12 protein-coding genes and 1 pseudogene are annotated in these 16,463 nt (G+C 66.5%); 9 read left to right on the top strand and 4 right to left on the bottom strand.

Annotation, left to right across the window (positions count from 1 at the left end; all coding sequences use genetic code 11):
* Positions 1-382: 382 nt before the first annotated feature.
* The 3 genes from MJQ72_RS36010 (at position 383) to MJQ72_RS36000 (ending at position 2,721) form a co-directional block, all read left to right on the top strand.
* The gene (locus tag MJQ72_RS36010) at positions 383-1,036 is read left to right on the top strand and encodes a ferritin-like fold-containing protein (protein ID WP_240595506.1); all 654 of its coding nucleotides are present in this window, start codon (positions 383-385) and stop codon (positions 1,034-1,036) included.
* Positions 1,037-1,095: 59 nt separating this feature from the next.
* A complete protein-coding gene (locus tag MJQ72_RS36005) occupies positions 1,096-1,326 on the top strand; it encodes a DUF3107 domain-containing protein (RefSeq protein ID WP_016331489.1) in 231 nt (76 codons plus the stop codon).
* Positions 1,327-1,440: 114 nt separating this feature from the next.
* The gene (locus tag MJQ72_RS36000; RefSeq protein WP_240595505.1) at positions 1,441-2,721 is read left to right on the top strand and encodes a heparan-alpha-glucosaminide N-acetyltransferase domain-containing protein; all 1,281 of its coding nucleotides are present in this window, start codon (positions 1,441-1,443) and stop codon (positions 2,719-2,721) included.
* Positions 2,722-2,804: 83 nt separating this feature from the next.
* Here the strand turns inward: MJQ72_RS36000 and MJQ72_RS35995 are convergent, their stop codons facing one another.
* Positions 2,805-3,131, bottom strand: coding sequence for a DUF4873 domain-containing protein (locus MJQ72_RS35995; RefSeq protein WP_240595504.1), 327 nt, complete (start codon positions 3,129-3,131; stop codon positions 2,805-2,807).
* Complete coding sequence (locus MJQ72_RS35990; RefSeq protein ID WP_016331492.1) at positions 3,128-3,886, bottom strand: TetR/AcrR family transcriptional regulator; 759 nt, start codon at positions 3,884-3,886, stop codon at positions 3,128-3,130. The genes MJQ72_RS35995 and MJQ72_RS35990 overlap by 4 nt, the downstream gene beginning before the upstream one ends.
* Positions 3,887-4,057: 171 nt before the next feature.
* Here MJQ72_RS35990 and MJQ72_RS35985 point away from each other — a divergent pair, with 171 nt between their 5' ends.
* The 3 genes and pseudogenes from MJQ72_RS35985 (at position 4,058) to MJQ72_RS35975 (ending at position 11,417) form a co-directional block, all read left to right on the top strand.
* Entirely contained in the window at positions 4,058-9,517 is a 5,460-nt protein-coding gene (locus MJQ72_RS35985; RefSeq protein ID WP_240595503.1) for a DUF3320 domain-containing protein, read from the top strand.
* A gap of 72 nt (positions 9,518-9,589) precedes the next feature.
* Positions 9,590-10,498, top strand: a complete 909-nt coding sequence (locus tag MJQ72_RS35980) for a diiron oxygenase (protein WP_240595502.1) — start codon at positions 9,590-9,592, stop codon at positions 10,496-10,498.
* Positions 10,495-11,417: pseudogene (locus MJQ72_RS35975) on the top strand (alpha/beta fold hydrolase). The gene MJQ72_RS35980 and the pseudogene MJQ72_RS35975 overlap by 4 nt, the downstream one beginning before the upstream one ends.
* A gap of 75 nt (positions 11,418-11,492) precedes the next feature.
* Here MJQ72_RS35975 and MJQ72_RS35970 read toward each other — a convergent pair.
* Positions 11,493-12,029, bottom strand: a complete 537-nt coding sequence (locus MJQ72_RS35970; RefSeq protein ID WP_240595501.1) for a carboxymuconolactone decarboxylase family protein — start codon at positions 12,027-12,029, stop codon at positions 11,493-11,495.
* Between the two features lie 103 nt (positions 12,030-12,132).
* Between MJQ72_RS35970 and MJQ72_RS35965 the strand changes: the two genes are divergently transcribed.
* Both MJQ72_RS35965 and MJQ72_RS35960 read left to right on the top strand, forming a co-directional pair.
* The gene (locus MJQ72_RS35965) at positions 12,133-13,173 is read left to right on the top strand and encodes an amidohydrolase family protein (RefSeq protein WP_240595500.1); all 1,041 of its coding nucleotides are present in this window, start codon (positions 12,133-12,135) and stop codon (positions 13,171-13,173) included.
* A gap of 34 nt (positions 13,174-13,207) precedes the next feature.
* A complete protein-coding gene (locus MJQ72_RS35960) occupies positions 13,208-14,626 on the top strand; it encodes an amidohydrolase family protein (RefSeq protein WP_240595499.1) in 1,419 nt (472 codons plus the stop codon).
* Positions 14,627-14,692: 66 nt separating this feature from the next.
* On the opposite strand, the gene MJQ72_RS35955 is transcribed toward MJQ72_RS35960, so the two are convergent.
* A complete protein-coding gene (locus MJQ72_RS35955) occupies positions 14,693-15,316 on the bottom strand; it encodes a TetR/AcrR family transcriptional regulator (protein ID WP_037332079.1) in 624 nt (207 codons plus the stop codon).
* 244 nt (positions 15,317-15,560) lie between these two features.
* Here MJQ72_RS35955 and MJQ72_RS35950 point away from each other — a divergent pair, with 244 nt between their 5' ends.
* The gene (locus tag MJQ72_RS35950) at positions 15,561-16,418 is read left to right on the top strand and encodes an alpha/beta fold hydrolase (RefSeq protein WP_240595498.1); all 858 of its coding nucleotides are present in this window, start codon (positions 15,561-15,563) and stop codon (positions 16,416-16,418) included.
* Positions 16,419-16,463: the final 45 nt, after the last annotated feature.

Here is a 16,463-nt window from a genome sequence, read left to right as displayed (position 1 = left end):
GACGCCGGTGGTGGTGTTCTCTTCGGTTGTGATTTCGTTCGTGGTCAGGGTGCTCGCCTCTCTCGTGACCAGCGCGCACTGCCCTGGTCACCGATCGACACTCGACCACGAAATTTCGCTCGGGCTCCGCGCTACTGGCGCTGGAGCGGCCCTTCGTGGGAATGCCGCAGGATGGCGTGCACGCACATCATTCTTGCGCTGACCGGGGCCACACCGGCTGTCCTTCAGCCGCAGCGGCGTCCCGATCCGGGACGGAAGATCCGTCGTATCCGGCGGCCAGTCTACCTGATCTGCGGTTTTTCGATAGCCCCCGCCGCGCCGACGAAGGTGGGATCGGTCTCTTCCGGTCCGTGCGGGTGTGTTCGGCGATACCCTTTCCGCCGTGACCGAGGCAAAGCAGATCAGTGAAGGCGTAGTCGATTTGCTCGGCGTACTCGCCTATGGGGAATTGTCCGCATTCGATCGCATGGCCGAGGACGCGCGCACCGCGCCGACGCTGTCCGGCCGGGCCGCGCTGGCGTCGATGGCGGCCGCCGAGATCGGGCACTACGACCTGCTCACCAAGCACCTCGGGGCGCACGGCGTCGCGATCGAGGACGCGATGCGGCCCTTCGTCGGGCACATCGACGCTTGGCACGCCTCCACGGCGCCGCGCTCCTGGCTCGAGTCCCTCGTGAAGGCCTACGTCGGCGACGGGCTCGCCGCGGACCTCTACCGCGAGATGGCCAGCTGGCTCGACCCCGAGACCAAGGATCTGGTGCTCACCGTGCTCGCCGACACGGGGCATTCGGCGTTCGCCGAACGCGAAGTCGCGGCCGGTATCGAGGCCGACCCGAAGGCGCGCGACAAGCTCGCGCTGTGGGGCCGCCGCCTGCTGGGCGAGGCGTTGACGCAGGCCCAGTACGTCGTCGCCGAGCGGGACGGGCTTGCCGAGCTGATCGTCGAGGGTTCGGGCGACCTTTCGGGAATCGCCGCGCTGTTCCGCCGGTTGCAGCAGGGGCACACCAAGCGCATGCAGGTGCTGGGGCTGGGCTGAGGTCACTTCGGCTAGCCTTGGCGCACCAGTAATTTCGAACTTTCAAGCGGAGGTCCCACGTGGAGGTCAAGATCGGCATCAAGGACACGCCGCGGGAGCTCGTGGTGTCCAGCAGCCAGTCGCCCGACGAGGTCGAGGAACTGGTCGCGAACGCCTTGAGGGCCGGCGACGGGATCTTCCGCCTCGACGACGAAAAGGGCCGTAAGTACATCGTGCCCACCGACCGGATCGCCTACGTCGAGATCGCGCCGTCGGATGTTCGCAAGGTCGGCTTCGCCGTTGGTGACTAACCCGATCGGGTTGTAGTCGGATGTCACAGTGGCGTCACCGCCGCGTCTCAGCCAGCTCTCAGATTTGATCGTCACGCTAAGGCGGGGACGGCAGGGGGCTAGCCGAGAAATGAGGTGGACGGCGTCACTGTGATGGACCGCGCGCTGCTCGGCGGCGTGCGCACTGTTCCCGAACAAGGCAAACGGGTCGCTGGGCGGCTGACCGGTATCGACGTCGCCCGCGGCCTGGCCGTTCTCGGCATGTACGCGGTGCATGTCGGCCCCGATCCGGCCAAAGGCGGCGTCGGGGTGCTGTTCAAACCGTTCGAAGGCCACTCCGCGGCGTTGTTCGCGGTGCTGGCCGGGGTCTCGATCGCGCTGATGTCCGGCGGACGCCGCCCCAAAGAGGGCCGCGACCGGACCCGTGTCGCGCTCAAACTGGCGACCCGTGCCCCGCTTCTGGTGGCGCTGGGACTGTGGCTGACCAGCCTCGAGACCGGCTACATGGTGATCCTGGCCTATTACGGGGCTTGTTTCCTCTTCGCGATCCCGTGGCTGCGAGCGGGCGCGAAGGCGCTCGCGATCGCGGCGGTCGTCGTCGCCGTGGCGGGCCCGCTGCTCTCACATCTGATCAGGGCGCAGCTGCTTCCCCGTGACCTGCTCTTCTTCGCGCCGGACCTGACCGCGGACGACGTCACCTCGACCGGGCTGCTGAAGGCCGCGACCGTTCTCGTCCTGACCGGCACGTTCCCCGCGTTGACGCTGATGGCGTACGTGTTCGCCGGGATGGCGATCGGGCGGATGGACCTGACTTCGCGCAGCGTGTGCCGCCGGCTGTTCTTCGGCGGTTCGGCCCTCGCCGTGGGCGGGTACTTCGTGTCGTGGCTCGCGACCGGACCGCTCGGTGGCATGCAGGCGATCTACCGCTCGCTGGAGCCGGCCGCGGCGCAGATGGGCATGACGCCGCCGGAATTCCTGCGGCTGCACCAGACCTGGATCCACGGCACCCCGCCGACCACCAGCTGGGCCTGGGAACTGCTGCCGACGGGTACCTCGTACACGCCGTTCGACCTGCTGATCTCGATCGGGATCGCGGCGGCGGTGATCGGTGGCTGCCAGCTGCTGATGCCGAAGTTCGAGCGCGCGCTGCGCCCGCTTTCGGATCTGGGCGGGCGGGTGCTGAGCGCGTACGTGCTGCATTTCGTGGCGATCGCGCTGCTGTGGGACGAAAGCGACGGCGATTCGATCTTCAGCGTGCTGCACTTCGTCGAGTTCTCGGTGGTGGCGCTGACCGCCGCGGTGCTGTGGCGGAAGTTCATCGGGCGCGGGCCGCTGGAATGGGCGATGAACAAGCTGTCGAGCTGGCCGAAGTACCTGGTGCCCGGTGCCCGGGTGCCCGCTCAGCGGCGGGGCTGAAGGGGACTTTCCCCTCGTCTTACGCGCTGAAGGGCGCTTTCCCCGCATGAGATGCGGGGAAAGCGCCCTTCAGCCGCTTGGGGTCAGGCGTTGAGTTCGTTCAGCTCTTCGAGGCTGGTCGGCACGTGGAAGGGCGGCGTGCTGGTGCCCATGATGCGGTAGCGGTCCCACGGGTCCGGGTCGGAGAGTTCGCCCTTCGCGCTGTACTCGCCCGCGCGGATCTCGACGGCGGTCTTCTTGCCGCCCGCGGCCGCGGACACCTGCTCGTTGGCGGCGACGCGGCCGTACCAGCGGTAGTACCCGTCGATGGGCTGGAAGTAGCCCCGCAGGTCGACCGTGGTCGCGATCTCGGTCCCGTCGATCACGAGGACCGCTTCGCCGGCGTAACCGTCTTCGTCGTGCTCGCTCACTGTGCCTCCGATTCCTTCCGCATTTGGACGACCTTGTTCTCTTCGAGCGGCAGGTTCGGGTCGATGACGATGCCCTGCTGCCGGGAGAGGCCGTCGATCGCGGCCCAGATGATCTGCGTCAGGTACTCGACGACACTGTCGCGGCCCATCGAACGCCGGTCCAGCCACCATTCACCGGTGCTCTGCACCATGCCGACGATGCCGTGCGCCCACGGTTCGGCGGCGCCGGAGTCCATGTTGAACATCCGCATGTAGTCGCCGAGCAGCGCGGTCAGCGCGGTGGCGATCAGTTCCTTGTCCTCGGCGACGACGTCGGATTTGACGACCACCTTCTCCTGCAGGCCGCCGCGCGCGAGCAAGCGGTACAGGTTGGGGTGCTCCTCGATGACGCTGAAGAAGGAGTCGAGCGCCATCCGGATCCGGGGGACCGGGGCCAGCTCGGAGTTGATGGCCGGGATCAGCCGCTGGAAGAGGATCTCCGTACCGCGCTGCCCGAGCGCGACGTACAGATCCGCCTTGTCGTCGAAGTGCCTGTACAGCACTGGCTTCGTGACGCCCGCTTCGGCGGCGACGTCTTCCATGCCGAGATCCGGCCCGTGGGTGTCGAGCGCGCGCAGGGCGGCCTCGACGAACTCCGCGCGGCGGGCGATCCGGTGCTTGCGCCAGCGGTCACGACGGGCGTCGCCCGTGTCGGCCTCACCCGCCGTGGGGTGCTTGCTCGACTGCTTGCTGTTGCGCTTGACACGTTCGATCACAGATCGATGCTACCAGAAGTAACTGTTACTGGCAGTAACAGGTTGTGGCAACGTTTTGATGACCCCGGTTAACGCTTCCGGCATTAGTGCCGACGTGGGATAGGTCGTCTCCAGATGTTGTCTGATGATCCAGTCAGGGCGACTATGGCACAACGGGACCGGAGGGGGAATATGGACAAGCGGGTGCGCGCCTGGTTGGAAAAGCAGCGCGATGAACTCATCAACATGTCGCGCACGAACCGGCTCCTGTACTTCAAACATACAAAAACAGCCTCCCTCGAAGTGGTTACCCCCGGACCTGAAGCACTGTTGGAGAGGCTCAACCGTGGCAGCTCCGGGCACTGGAGTTTCTGCTTGCCCGCCGAGGAAGAGGAGATGCCCCGGCCGAAGCCGGGTGAGTTGGTGATCGCCGGTAAACAGCGGGCGCAGATCCTTCGCGCATTGCAGCTGCTCGAGCGCAAGGCGAAGCAGGAGTCCGACGACAAAGGCTTGTGGGTGCTGCACCTCGGCCTGGGAATGCTGAGCTGGACCGAGTCCGATGACGATGACGCCGTCGCGGTCAGTCCGCTCATCCTGCTCCCCGTCACGATATCCCGGGAAAATCTCCGAGAACCCTTCAGGCTACGTCGTACTGATGACGATCCGGTGCTCAATCCCGCGCTCGCGGTCAAACTCCAAGCCGACTTCGGGATCTCGCTCCCTACCGTGGAGGAGTTCGAGGAGGTCGGAATCGCCGGGATCATGCGTAGTGTCGAGCGACTAGTCCGGAAACGTCACGGCTGGTCGGTGGCTGAGCGTGCGGTACTGACGACCTTCACCTTCCATAAGGAGGCGATGTATCGCGACCTCCAGGTGAACGAGGACCTGCTGGTGGAGAACCCGATGGTTCAGGTCCTCGCTTTGGGGCCGGATGCACCGAGCGCGGGGGATTTCGATTTTCCCTCTATTCCCGAGGAACAGCTGGAACAGTACGTCGAGCCGGAAACACTCGTCAGTGTGATGAACGCGGATGCGAGTCAGCGTCGCTGCGTGATCGCGGCTCGCGACGGCCACAGTTTCGTCATGGACGGCCCGCCAGGCAGTGGGAAGAGTCAGACGATCACCAACATCATCGCAGAGCTGCTCCATTCGGGGAGAACAGTGCTTTTCGTCAGCGAGAAAGCCGCGGCGCTGGACGTGGTATACGACCGGCTGAGGAAAGCGAATCTCGCTGATTTCGCACTGAAGCTGCACAGTCATGACGCGAACCGCAAAGCGGTGGCGGCGGAACTCGGGCGAGCGCTGGCTTTCCGGCCGACCGCCAGTGGGTCGTTCTCGGCTACCGATCGTGCGGACCTGCAACGGCGACGTGGGGAACTGGCCTCGTACGCCCAGGCGATGAATGAGGTCCGGAAACCCCTTGGCCGCTCACTGCACCAGGTACTCGGCGCGATCGCACGTTTGTCCTCGTTGCCTCAGGCGCCCGTCCCCGTCGGCTTCGGAGCGTCGCTCTCACCGTCTGAGTTCACCCGCCTTGTCGAGACCGCCGCGGCTCTCGGCCGTTCCTGGGGGCCGGTGGTTCGAGGTGATGACTTCCTTTGGCGGGACTTGGCCGACACGACCATGTCCGCGTCTCGGCGCAGCGAAGTCGTCCGCATGCTCGATGACGCGCGGCAGTCATTGGACGCTCTCGAGGGCTTGGTCGGCGCGGTCGACGAGGATCTCGGCCTCGGTTGGACGGCCGGCCCTCGCGACGGGCAGCGCATGCTCGGGCTCATGACCCTGCTAGACGATCGTCCCGCTATTCCGGCCGATTGGCTGAGCAGGCGCGATCTCAAGCCGGTCAAGGCTCGGATGGATGAGCTGGCGAAGCTGACCGCCGAACACGCGGATGCAAGGGCCACCCTGACCGCACTGGTCGGTCCAGGGGCGGACGGGCTCGACCCGGATCACTCCGCTGAGCTCGAGGGCGCACTCACCGCGTTGAGTGAGCGAGAACCGCGCTGGAACGTGGCGGAGCAGGCAGATGTCGATCAGCTCCGAGGGGCCGCGCGGTTCCTCCGTGCCAGTTCGGGGGACCTCGGTTCCCTTGGGACGGACGCTCGGAACGTGGCAGAGATATTGGGACTACCGAAGGAAGGTTTGTCGCTCGATCGTGCGGTCGAGCTCGCAGCCCTCGGGTCCCTAGCGGATTCGCCGAACCGTCCGGAGGCTGACTGGCTCAACCCGGCTGCGCAGGCCGCGCTGACTCAGGCGGCCGACACGCTAGGCGAGTTGCACCGTGAGTTCCATCGGCGCAGGGACGAGCTGCGCGATGTCTTCCGTGATGAAGCCCTTGCGCTGGATCTGGCGGGTCTGAACGCGCGGTTCGCCAAAGTGCACAAAGGGCTGGGCAAGCTGCGGCGAGCGTATCGCGAGGACAAGCGGCTGTTGGCGGAGTGCACGGTGCTCGGCAGGGTCGATGAGGAGGTCAGGTCCCGGCTTGCCGACGCGGTGAGTTGGAAAGAGGCCGAGCAACGTCTCTCGACCGCGGAAGCCAGACATGCCAACACACTTGGCGGTCACTACTACCAGCGTGTGGACGCGGACTTCACGCGAATCGCCAACGCGATCGAAGTCGCAAGGCAGGCAGTCGTCCTCGCTGGGGAGAAGATCGGTGAGCAGCGGATTGTTCGTCAGCTGGCCAGAGAAGGTGCTCCCGATCCCCAGCTCTCCGTCGTCGCCCGGCGGTTGGAAGAAGCGGCAAGGGCATGGCTGGACGATGCGAGAGTAATAGCCGGGCCCAAGACCAAACAGCTGCGGAGAACCTCGATCGATAGGTTGCTCGAGTGGGTGGAGCAGGTCGCTGATCTGCTCGACATCGTGACCGAGGTCGTCGACCGGGTAGGTGGCGCCGCCGGGCGTCCGGTTTCGGTGCCTTTCGCGGTCAGGGCGTTACGGCAGGTCGTCAAGGTCCGCTCGTTACGAGAACGGATCGAGGCTCGGCTCGAGGAAGATCGACAGCTGTTGGGAACCGGTTTTCGAGGTGTCGATACGAACTGGGAGTCGATGAACGAAGAGCTTGCCTGGGCGGAGAGAGTTCGAGCACACCTGGGTGGCTCGGTGCGCCTTGCTCTTGCGGAAGCCGTTCTCGGAACCTCGTTCACGTCGGCCGACATCCGTGTGCGGCAGGAGGCGTGGACCAAATGTGCCGCCAGGATCGCGGGAGGATTCACCGGACGCCAGGCAGGCGTCGCTACGGAATCTTTGAACGACGATGACTTCGAGTACGTCCGACACTTCTTGGTCGAGTTGGCGGATTCGGTCGGTGATATCGACGAATGGGCGGCCTACGCGACTGCCAGGGAAAAATTGTCAGAAGCTGGGCTGGGGGCGGTCGTTTCCTTTTGTGTCGAGCGGCAGGTGGAGGCGGGGCAAGTCAGATCCATCGTTGAGCGAGCGCTGTCGGAATCGTGGGCCGATGATGTACTGAAGACGGATGCGGTTCGGTTGGGTGCGCTGCGAGCAGCTGATCGAGACGCTCTTGTCGCGGAGTTCGGGGAGCTCGACCGGGCGCAGATCGCAAACGCGTCCGCTGCGGTTATCAATTCCTGTTCCGGGCGCAGGCCGAATTCGAATCTCGGGGCCGCCGCGATCCTGCAGCGTGAGGCGCAGAAGCAGCGGCGGCATATGCCGATCCGGGACCTGCTTGGCAAAGCTGGAAACGTGGCACAGCTGCTGAAGCCGTGCTTCATGATGAGCCCGTTGGCGGTTTCCCAGTACCTCCCAGCCGCGCTGCGGTTCGACGCCGTGATCTTCGATGAGGCGTCTCAGGTGAGGCCGGCGGATGCGATCAACTGTGTGTACCGGGGTCGGCAACTGGTGGTGGCCGGTGATCAGAAGCAGTTGCCGCCATCGAACTTCTTCGCTACCGCAGATATGGTCGAAGACGACACCTATGACGAGGATCAGGTCGACGAGTTCGAGTCGCTACTCGATCTCTGCAAGGCCGCCGGTGCGCTCAAGTCGCTTCCGTTGAGCTGGCACTATCGTAGTCAGCATGAATCATTGATCACCTACTCGAATTATCGGTTCTACGATGGAAAGCTGCTGACCTTCCCCGGTGCAACGGAGAAGGCCCCGGATGTCGGCGTAGAACTGTTCAAGGTGGACGGCGTCTATCGGCGGGGTGGTGCGCGGGACAACCCTGTGGAGGCGCAGAAGGTCATAGAACGTGTTCTTTATCATCGTCGTCATCACCCCGGACGAACTCTCGGTGTGGTCACTTTCTCCGGCGCGCAGCAGGATGCGATCGAGCGCGAACTGGAGGCGCAAGCGGAGCGATTCCCGGAACTTGCTCAGCTGCCAGGTGACGATCGACTCCACGGGTTCTTCGTCAAGAGTCTGGAAAACGTCCAAGGTGATGAGCGGGACATCATCATCTTCAGCATCGGGTACGGTCCGGACGAGCATGGGAAGTTCACGCTCAATATGGGGCCGCTGAATAAAAAAGATGGCTGGCGGAGGCTGAACGTCGCCATCACGAGAGCGCAGCGACGGGTAGAAATCATCAGCTCGGTTACGCCTGGTCAGTTCGTCGGCAATTCGTCGGCGGACGGTGTGCGACATTTGCGCGGCTATCTCGACTTCGCGCTACGTGGTGTGCCCGCGCTGGCGTTGGAGCTCGATGACTCTGGAGGAGATGCCGAGAGCCCCTTTGAGGAAGAAGTGCTCAGGTCCATCAGAAGCTGGGGATATGACGTGGTTCCTCAGGTCGGTGTCGCCGGCTATCGAATCGATCTGGGTGTCCGCGGTGGCGAATCCGACGGTACTTATGTTCTGGGTGTGGAATGTGACGGGGCCATGTATCACTCGGCCAAGGTCACTCGCGACCGGGACCGGTTGCGGCAGTCCGTGCTCGAAGGGCTCGGATGGCGGATCCATCGGATTTGGGGAACCGCCTGGTATCGGGATCGCCAAGGGCAGGAGGCTCGACTGCGGCGGGCGATTGAGGCGGCTCTCGCCGGCGAAGAGTCCGGCGATGCGGTGGTGGCGGCTTTGCCTGCCGTCCCCGAGGTCGAGCATGAGGAAGTCGACTTCGATGCCCGGCCGGCCTGGGTCGTGCCATATCGCGCCGTTGAGCTGGGTGCGGTGACTTCGCCTTGGCAGCTGCACCAGCCCGAAGCGCGCGGGCGCCTACGTGACCTGATCAGGGCGGTTGTCCAGGCGGAAGGACCGGTGCATCAGGACCGGGTGCTTCGGACCATTCGGGAAGCGTGGGGTGGCCAGCGATCGGGTCCAAGGATCAAGGAGGCCTTCAGGCTTGCGGTAGACGAGGTCGTCCGGGACGGGTTCGAGATGGATGGACTGGGCTTTCTGCGTGCGCGTTCGAAGGAAATGAACACTGTTCGGGTCCCAGGAGCTGATCCGGTGACTCAGCGAGATGTCAAGCATCTGCCGCGTGAGGAGCTCCGGCTCGCTGTCTCTCGACTGGTCGATGAGGTGCATTCCATCTCGGACGACGAGCTGATGAGCAGCGTCGCCCGCTTGTTCGGCTGGCAGCGGGTCGGCCCGGATATCCGCGCGGCGCTCGAAGGGGTCGTTGAGGGGCTGGTTCGTGCAGGTGCGATGGACCGAAGTCACGGCCACTTGGAGAGTCGCGGTAACGCTTGACACGTTCGATCACCCCAGTCATGCTACCGGAGGTAACTGTTACCACGAGTTACAGATAGGGGTGTGTCGGCAATGACGCGGGCGCTGAAGGAAACAGACCGGGAGAAGACGGCCGAGCGGCTGCTCAAGTCCTCCGCGAACAAGTTCTACGATCCCGACGTCGACATCGACTGGACCGCCCCGCTCGTCGACGGGAAGCGCTTCATCCCGGCACACCGTTCTTCGCTCTACGGCACGAAGTTGTGGGACTCGCTGTCCGAAGAGCAGCGCATCGAACTCGGCAAGCACGAGGTCGCGAGCGTCGCCACGACGGGGCTGTGGTTCGAGATCCTCCTGATGCAGATGCTGCTCAAGGAGGTCTACGAAGAGGACCCGACCAGTTCGCACGCCCAGTACGCGTTAACCGAGATCGCGGACGAATGCCGTCATTCGACGATGTTCGCGCGGATGGCTTCGCGGATCGGCTGCCCGTCCTACGGGCCGGTGCCGTGGTTGCGGCGGCTGGCGAAGCTGATGCCGACCATCAGCTACGGTCCCGCGCGCTACGGCGCGATCCTCGTCGCCGAAGAGGTCCTCGACCGTCTTCAGCGCGAGCAGATGAACGACCCGGACATCCAGCCGCTGGTGCGCATGGTCAACCGGATCCACGTGCTCGAAGAAGCCCGGCACGTCACCTTCGCCCGCGAAGAGGTGACTCGCGGGATGGCGAAACTGTCGAAGAAGGAAATCCTCTACCAGCAGTTCATCATCGCGCTCATTTCGTATTTCGTGACCCGGGCCTTCATCAACCCGAACGTCTACAAGGCCGTCGGCATCCGTCCGCGCGACGGCGTCGAGGCCGCGCTGAACAACCCTCACTGGCGCGAAAGCATCCAGTGGGCGGGCGAGAAGATCATGCCGTTCCTGCAGGAATCCGGGCTGGTCGGCAAGCCGGGCATGTACTTCTGGCGCAAGTCCTTCCTGCTGCCGGGGAAGCGATGAGGAGCGTCAAGCAGCGCGACGCCGTCTCGTGGGACCCGTCGCGGCGGCATCGGTTCGTGACCGGTGACGGCACCGCCCTGCACGTCGAGCCGGGCGGGCCAGCCGACTCCGAGCTCACGCTGGTGCTCGTGCACGGCTGGACACAGGACCACCGGACCTGGGACGGCGTGGTGTCGCGGCTCGGCGACTCCGTCCGGACCCTGCGCTACGACCTGCGCGGCCACGGCGGTTCCGCGCCGGCGAAACCGGGGACGGCCACGATCGCGACCCTCGCCGACGACCTCGCCGAGCTGATCCAGGATCGTGTCCCGAACGGGCCGATCGTGCTCGCCGGGCACTCCATGGGCGGCATGACGATCATGGAATTGTCCCGCAGGCATCCCGATCTCGTGGCCCGGCGCGTCGCAGGGGTCGCGTTCGTCGCCACGTCGTCCGGTGAGATGGACCGGATCACCCTCGGCCTGCCGGGGATCGCGGGCAGCGGCGCGGCGAGGTTCGAACGGAGGCTCGCGAAGCTGCTCGCGAAGAACCGCCGGGACGCCTTGCCGCTGCCGCTGTCGGTGGTGCGGCCCGGTGCGCGGCTGCTCGTCTTCGGTCGGCGGCCTCAGCGGGCCGATGTGGACTCGGTCGCCGAACAGCTGCTGTGCGCGCATCCGGCGAGCGTCGCGGGATTCCAGGACGCGATTTCGCGGCACGACTGCCGGGTCACGCTGGCCGCGCTTCAGGGCAAACCGGTGATCGTGCTGGCGGGGGAGCGGGACCGGCTCTGTCCGCCGCCGCACGCCAAGGTCATCGCCGACGAACTGCCGGAAGCCGAATTCGTGCGCTACCCGGGGCGGGGCACATGCTTCCGCAGGAACGGGCTCAGGAGGTTTCGGACCGCATCGCGGCACTCGTCCGCCGCGCCGCGAGGGTCTGAAAAGGGGAGCAAGGGACCTTTGCTACCGCTTCTCTCGACATTGAGACAAGTGGTAGCAAAGGTCCCTTGCTCCCGTCAGAGGTTCGTGTAGCCGTGCTCCAGGAGCCGCACGCCGGCTTCCCGGTAGGCGTCCTGGTCGTCGACGGCGAGCGTGGCCAGCCCGTCGACGTAGCGGTTGAACATGCAGAACGCGGCCGCGATCAGGACCGTGTCGTGGATTTCCACGTCCGTCGCGCCCTCCGCGCGGGCGGTCTCGATCAGCTCGTCGCCCACCGACTTCCCGCTTTCGCGAACGGCGAGCGCGACGTGCAGGAGCGCCCGCACCTTCGCCGGCACAGGCGCGCCGTCGACGTCCTTCCAAGCCGCCTCCACGACCGGCATGCCTCCTTCGAGCGCTTCGGCGGCGACGGCGGCATGGCTGCGTGAGCAGAACGTGCAGTCGTTGCCGCGTGAGACGACCGCGCCGATCAGTTCGCGTTCTCCCACGCTGAGGCTGTTCGGGCCGCGAAGCAGGACCTCGGCGAGTTGCCCGAGCGGCGCCGCCGTCTCCGGCCGATAGGCGAACAAGCCGGTGATGCCGGGAAGGTTCTCGTCGAGCGCGATATGGGGCATGGTGACTCCTCGCGGATCGGCAACGCGGTCGCTCGATTCATAGCCGAAACCCGGCTCACCGCGCTGCCGCTGGATTGCTCGACAACGTGAGCGAGGGGGCATTGTGATCATCAGGATCCGGGGGCGTGCGCTTCCCGACGGCGAGTACGTCGATCTCTACGCCGACGGCGACCGCTGGACCACCGATCCGGTCCCAGGGGCGGACCTGGTCGCCGAAGGCTGGCTCTTGCCGGGCCTCGTCGACGCCCACACCCACCCCGGGGCCGAGGAGCCCGGCGACCCGATGGACGAAGAGATCCTGCGCGCCGATCTGCACCGCCACGTCGACGCCGGGGTCACGATGATCCGCTCGCCGGGGCTGCCCGGTGAGCCGCCCGAGTGGTTCGGCGCCGAACCCGGCCTGCCCCGCGCGGTGCACGCCGGGCCGTGGATCGCCCAGCACGGCCAGTTCTTCGACGGCTGGGGCCGCCGCGCCACCCACGCGGAGCTGCCCGGATTGGCCGCGGCGCAAGCGAAACGCACCGGTTGGGCCAAGATCATCGCCGACTGGCGGGTCGGGGACGACGCCGTACCGCTCGACGTCATGGCCGCGATCGCCGAGGCGGTACACGCGGTGGGCGGGCGGCTCGCGGTGCACTCGCAGCACGCCGCCGGCGGAGAAGCGGCGGTGGCCGCGGGAGTCGATTCCGTCGAGCACGGGATGTGGCTCGATCCCGGCCACCTGCCGGACATGGCGGCTCGCGGCACCGCGCTGACCCCGACGCTTTCGGTGTTCCAGGCGGCGCTGGGGCGGGGGCGGAACCGTGAGGACAGCCCCCAGAAACGTTGGTTCGACGGCGGAGCGGAGGCGCATCCGGCGCTGGTCGTGGCGGCGGCGGAAGCCGGGGTGAAGATCCTCGCCGGTACGGATTCCCGGCCGCATGGCCGGGTAGGCGACGAAATCCGCGCCCTCGCGGAAGCCGGGTTGCGGCCGCACGACGCACTCGCCGCGGGCTCGTGGGCCGCGCGCGAATACCTGGGGCTGCCCGGGCTGGTTCCGGGCGCGCCCGCGGACGCCGTCGTCTACGCGGAGGACCCGCGCGAAGACCTCGGACAGCTGGAGCATCCCGTCGCGGTAATTCTGCGGGGCGTCCGCGTCAGGTGAGCTAACGTGATCTTCTCGACTGGGGAGTTGAACGATGAAACGAAACAGATCGATCCTGTCCGTTTTCAGCCTCACCATCGCCGTGGTCCTCGGCGCGGCCCTGCTCACGAACCTGGGTGGCGAGACCACCGAAGCCGGGAGCGACGCGGAATTCACCGGTGCCGGCCGGGTCGTCATCCGTGACGCGTCGATGGTGCTCACGATGGATCCCAGCCTCGGCGAAGGACCGCTCGGCGCCCTCGCCGACGCCGACGTCGTGCTCGAAGGCACCAAGATCAAGCAGGTCGGCAAGGACCTCGACGCGGGCACCGCGAAAGTCGTCGACGGCCGAGGCAAGATCGTGCTGCCGGGCTTCGTGGACCTGCACAACCACCTGTGGCAGTCGCTCATCCGCGGTTGCGCGGCCGACAAGGAACTCATCGGCTGGCTCGGCAAATGCGTCATCCCGCTGTACCGCGCCCCGGTGACCGACGCGGACGCGTACGCGGGTACGAAACTCGCCGCGGCCGACGTCGTCTCGACCGGTATCACCACGGTCACCGACTGGTCGCACGCGTTCAACACCGACTTCGCCAAGGGCGGTCTCCGCGCGCTCGGCGAGTCGAAGCTGAGGTTCCTCTACTCCTACAACGGCACCACCGATCCCGCGCTGCAGAACGAGATCCGCCGCGTGAAGCGCGAGGTCATCGATCCGAACCCGTTGGCACACCTGCAGATCGGCACTCATCCGTCCACGGGGAACTTCCCGAGCGTCGAGGCCTCGGAGAAGCTCGCGCGCGAACTCGGCGTCTCGCTGAACGTGCACCTGCTCGAATCGAAGGCCGATCTGACCGCGGGGCAGATGGACGCGCTCCGGCGCGCGAACGCGTTGCACCCCGGGCTGGTGGCGAACCACGTCATCCAGACCACCGACGCCGACCTCGACGAGCTCGCGGCCGCCGGAGTCAGCGTGGCGCACAACCCGCTGTCGAACATGCGGCTCGCGTCGGGCGTCATCCGGCTGCCGGAGATGAAGAAGCGGAACATGAAGGTCGGGCTCGGTCTCGACGGCGGCACCAACGACACGAGCGACATGTTCAACGTGATGCGCGCGGCCGTCGGTCTCCAGCGGGCGACCACGACCGATCCGGCGGTCTACCCGACCACGGCGGACGTCCTGCGCATGGCGACCCTCGGTGGCGCGGAGGCGCTCGGGATGGACAAGGAGATCGGGTCGCTGACGCCGGGTAAGCGGGCGGATCTCCAGCTGGTCGACGCCCAGTCGGTCAACTTCGCGCCGAAGGTGGACTGGGTGAATCAGCTGGTCTTCAACACCCAGCCCGCGAACGTCTCGTGGGTGTTCGTCGACGGCCGCGCCCTCAAGCGCGAAGGCCGTGTCGTCGGTATCGACACCGCGAAGGTCGTCGCCGACGCTCAGGCCGCCGCCGACCGGATCAAGAAGCTCTTGCCTTGACGCGGTTCGTCCTCTGAATGCGGTCCTTGCGCGTGCAACTACCGCATTCAGAGGACGAAACGCGGGTCAGTGCTGGAGCGGGAAACCACCGCCGATGCCTCGCCAGGCGAGGTTGGCGGTGAGCGCGACGGCCTCTTCACGGCTCATCGACTTGTGGTGCGCCAGCCAGAACCGCGCGCTGACCTGCGAGAGGCCCACGAGGCCGACGGCGAGCAGCCGGGCCTTGTCCTCGTCGAGGCCGGCGTCGGCGGTGATGGTCTCGGTGATCGCGTCGACGCTGGCCGACGTCGCCCGGTCCACCGCCTCTTGGACGGCGGGCTCGCCGCGCAGGTCCGACTCGAAGACCATGCGGAACGCGCCGGCGTCGTTGTTGACGAAGTCGAAGAACGCGCCGACGGTCGCCGGCACGCGCTGCTTGTTGTCCGACGTGGAGTCGAGGGCGTCCTTGACCCGCCGCACCAGTTCGTCGACGTGGCTCTCCAGCAGCGCGATGTAGAGGTCGAGCTTGCCGGGGAAGTGCTGATAGAGGACCGGCTTGCTGACTCCGGCCTCTTCGGCGATCTCGTCCATCGCGGCGGCGTGGTATCCGTTCGCGGCGAACACCCGCTGCGCGGCGGCCAGCAGCTGGGCGCGGCGTTCCGTTCGGGGCAGGCGGACACCTCGGGCCTGCAGTCGCGCCATTTCTGTCATCGTTCCTCCAGTAGCCGCGGGCTCCGCGGGGCGGGGTCACCGCCGCGTGAAGTGAGCTCGAGATTACTCGCCGGTACAGCCGGACCGCCAAGGGTCGGGCATCCTTGGTGCTGTGTCTTCTTCAGTTTCCCGTGCCGCCGGGGGCCGCCCGCCGCTGACCCATGTGCCGCTGTCGCGCAGGTCATTGCCGTCGCTGGACCCGGCGCCGCCCCCTTGGCCCGGGGAAACAATAGGTGTCGGCGGGGTGAAATTGCACATCCGCCGGACACCGGGCGGCCCCGAGACGGCCGTCTACGTCCACGGTCTCGGCGGTTCGTCCACGAACTGGACCGACCTCGCCGCCCTCTTGGCGCCCCAGGCCGGAGGTACGTCGGTCGATTTGCCGGGTTTCGGCTATTCGGAGCCGCCGGACGGCTTCGACTTCAGTCTCGACTCGCACGCCCAGGTCGTGGCGAGCCACATCGAGAGCCTCGACGCGGGGCCGGTGCACCTGTTCGGCAACTCGATGGGCGGTGCCGTCGCGCTGCTCGTCGCGGCCCGCCGTCCGGAACTGGTGAAGACGCTGACGCTGATCTCGCCCGCGATGCCGGATCTCCGGCCCAGCATGAAACGGCTGTCCGATCCGAGGATGGCGTTCGCCTACCTGCCGCTGATCGGCCCGAGTGTGCGCCGTCGGCTCGCCGCGCTCGGCCCGCGTGAACGCGCCATGCAGGTCATCAAGCTGTGCTTCGCCGACCCAGGCCGCTTCGCCGAGAGCAGGCTGGACGAGCTCGAAGAGGAGCACAGCGCCCGCGCCGGGTTCGCCTGGGCCGCCCCCGCGCTGGCTCGCAGCACGTTCGGCATCTTCCGGACGTGGTCCGCGCGCGGTCCCGCGTCGCTGTGGGCGGTCGCGCCGACCGTCGACGCGCCGACGCTCGTCGTGTGGGGGCAGCACGACCGGGTGATCTCCGTCCGGCGCGCCGAGCGCACCGCTCGGCTACTTCCGCACGCGCGGTTGCTCGTTCTGCCCCGAACCGGCCACGTGGCGCAGATGGAACGCCCGAATGTCGTAGCGAAGGCCGTTTTGGGGATGTGGGAATCGGTCGAATCGGACACCTGGTAGCCCATTCGGGTGGGTAGGACACGCCGTGCGAAGCGCCGGTCGCTC

It is taken from the genome of Amycolatopsis sp. EV170708-02-1 (assembly GCF_022479115.1).
GTDB lineage: Bacteria > Actinomycetota > Actinomycetes > Mycobacteriales > Pseudonocardiaceae > Amycolatopsis.
The sequence above is the reverse complement of the archived record's forward strand: the minus strand, read 5'-3'. Positions and strand labels throughout refer to the sequence as shown.

What these genes read in the sequence shown, in the direction of transcription:
- MJQ72_RS35985 (WP_240595503.1), top strand. Translation starts at nt 4,058, where the DNA reads ATGGACAAGCGGGTGCGCGCCTGGTTGGAAAAGCAGCGCGATGAACTC.
- MJQ72_RS35980 (WP_240595502.1), top strand. Translation starts at nt 9,590, where the DNA reads ATGACGCGGGCGCTGAAGGAAACAGACCGGGAGAAGACGGCCGAGCGG.
- MJQ72_RS35970 (WP_240595501.1), bottom strand. Translation starts at nt 12,029, where the DNA reads ATGCCCCATATCGCGCTCGACGAGAACCTTCCCGGCATCACCGGCTTG.
- MJQ72_RS35960 (WP_240595499.1), top strand. Translation starts at nt 13,208, where the DNA reads ATGAAACGAAACAGATCGATCCTGTCCGTTTTCAGCCTCACCATCGCC.
- MJQ72_RS35955 (WP_037332079.1), bottom strand. Translation starts at nt 15,316, where the DNA reads ATGACAGAAATGGCGCGACTGCAGGCCCGAGGTGTCCGCCTGCCCCGA.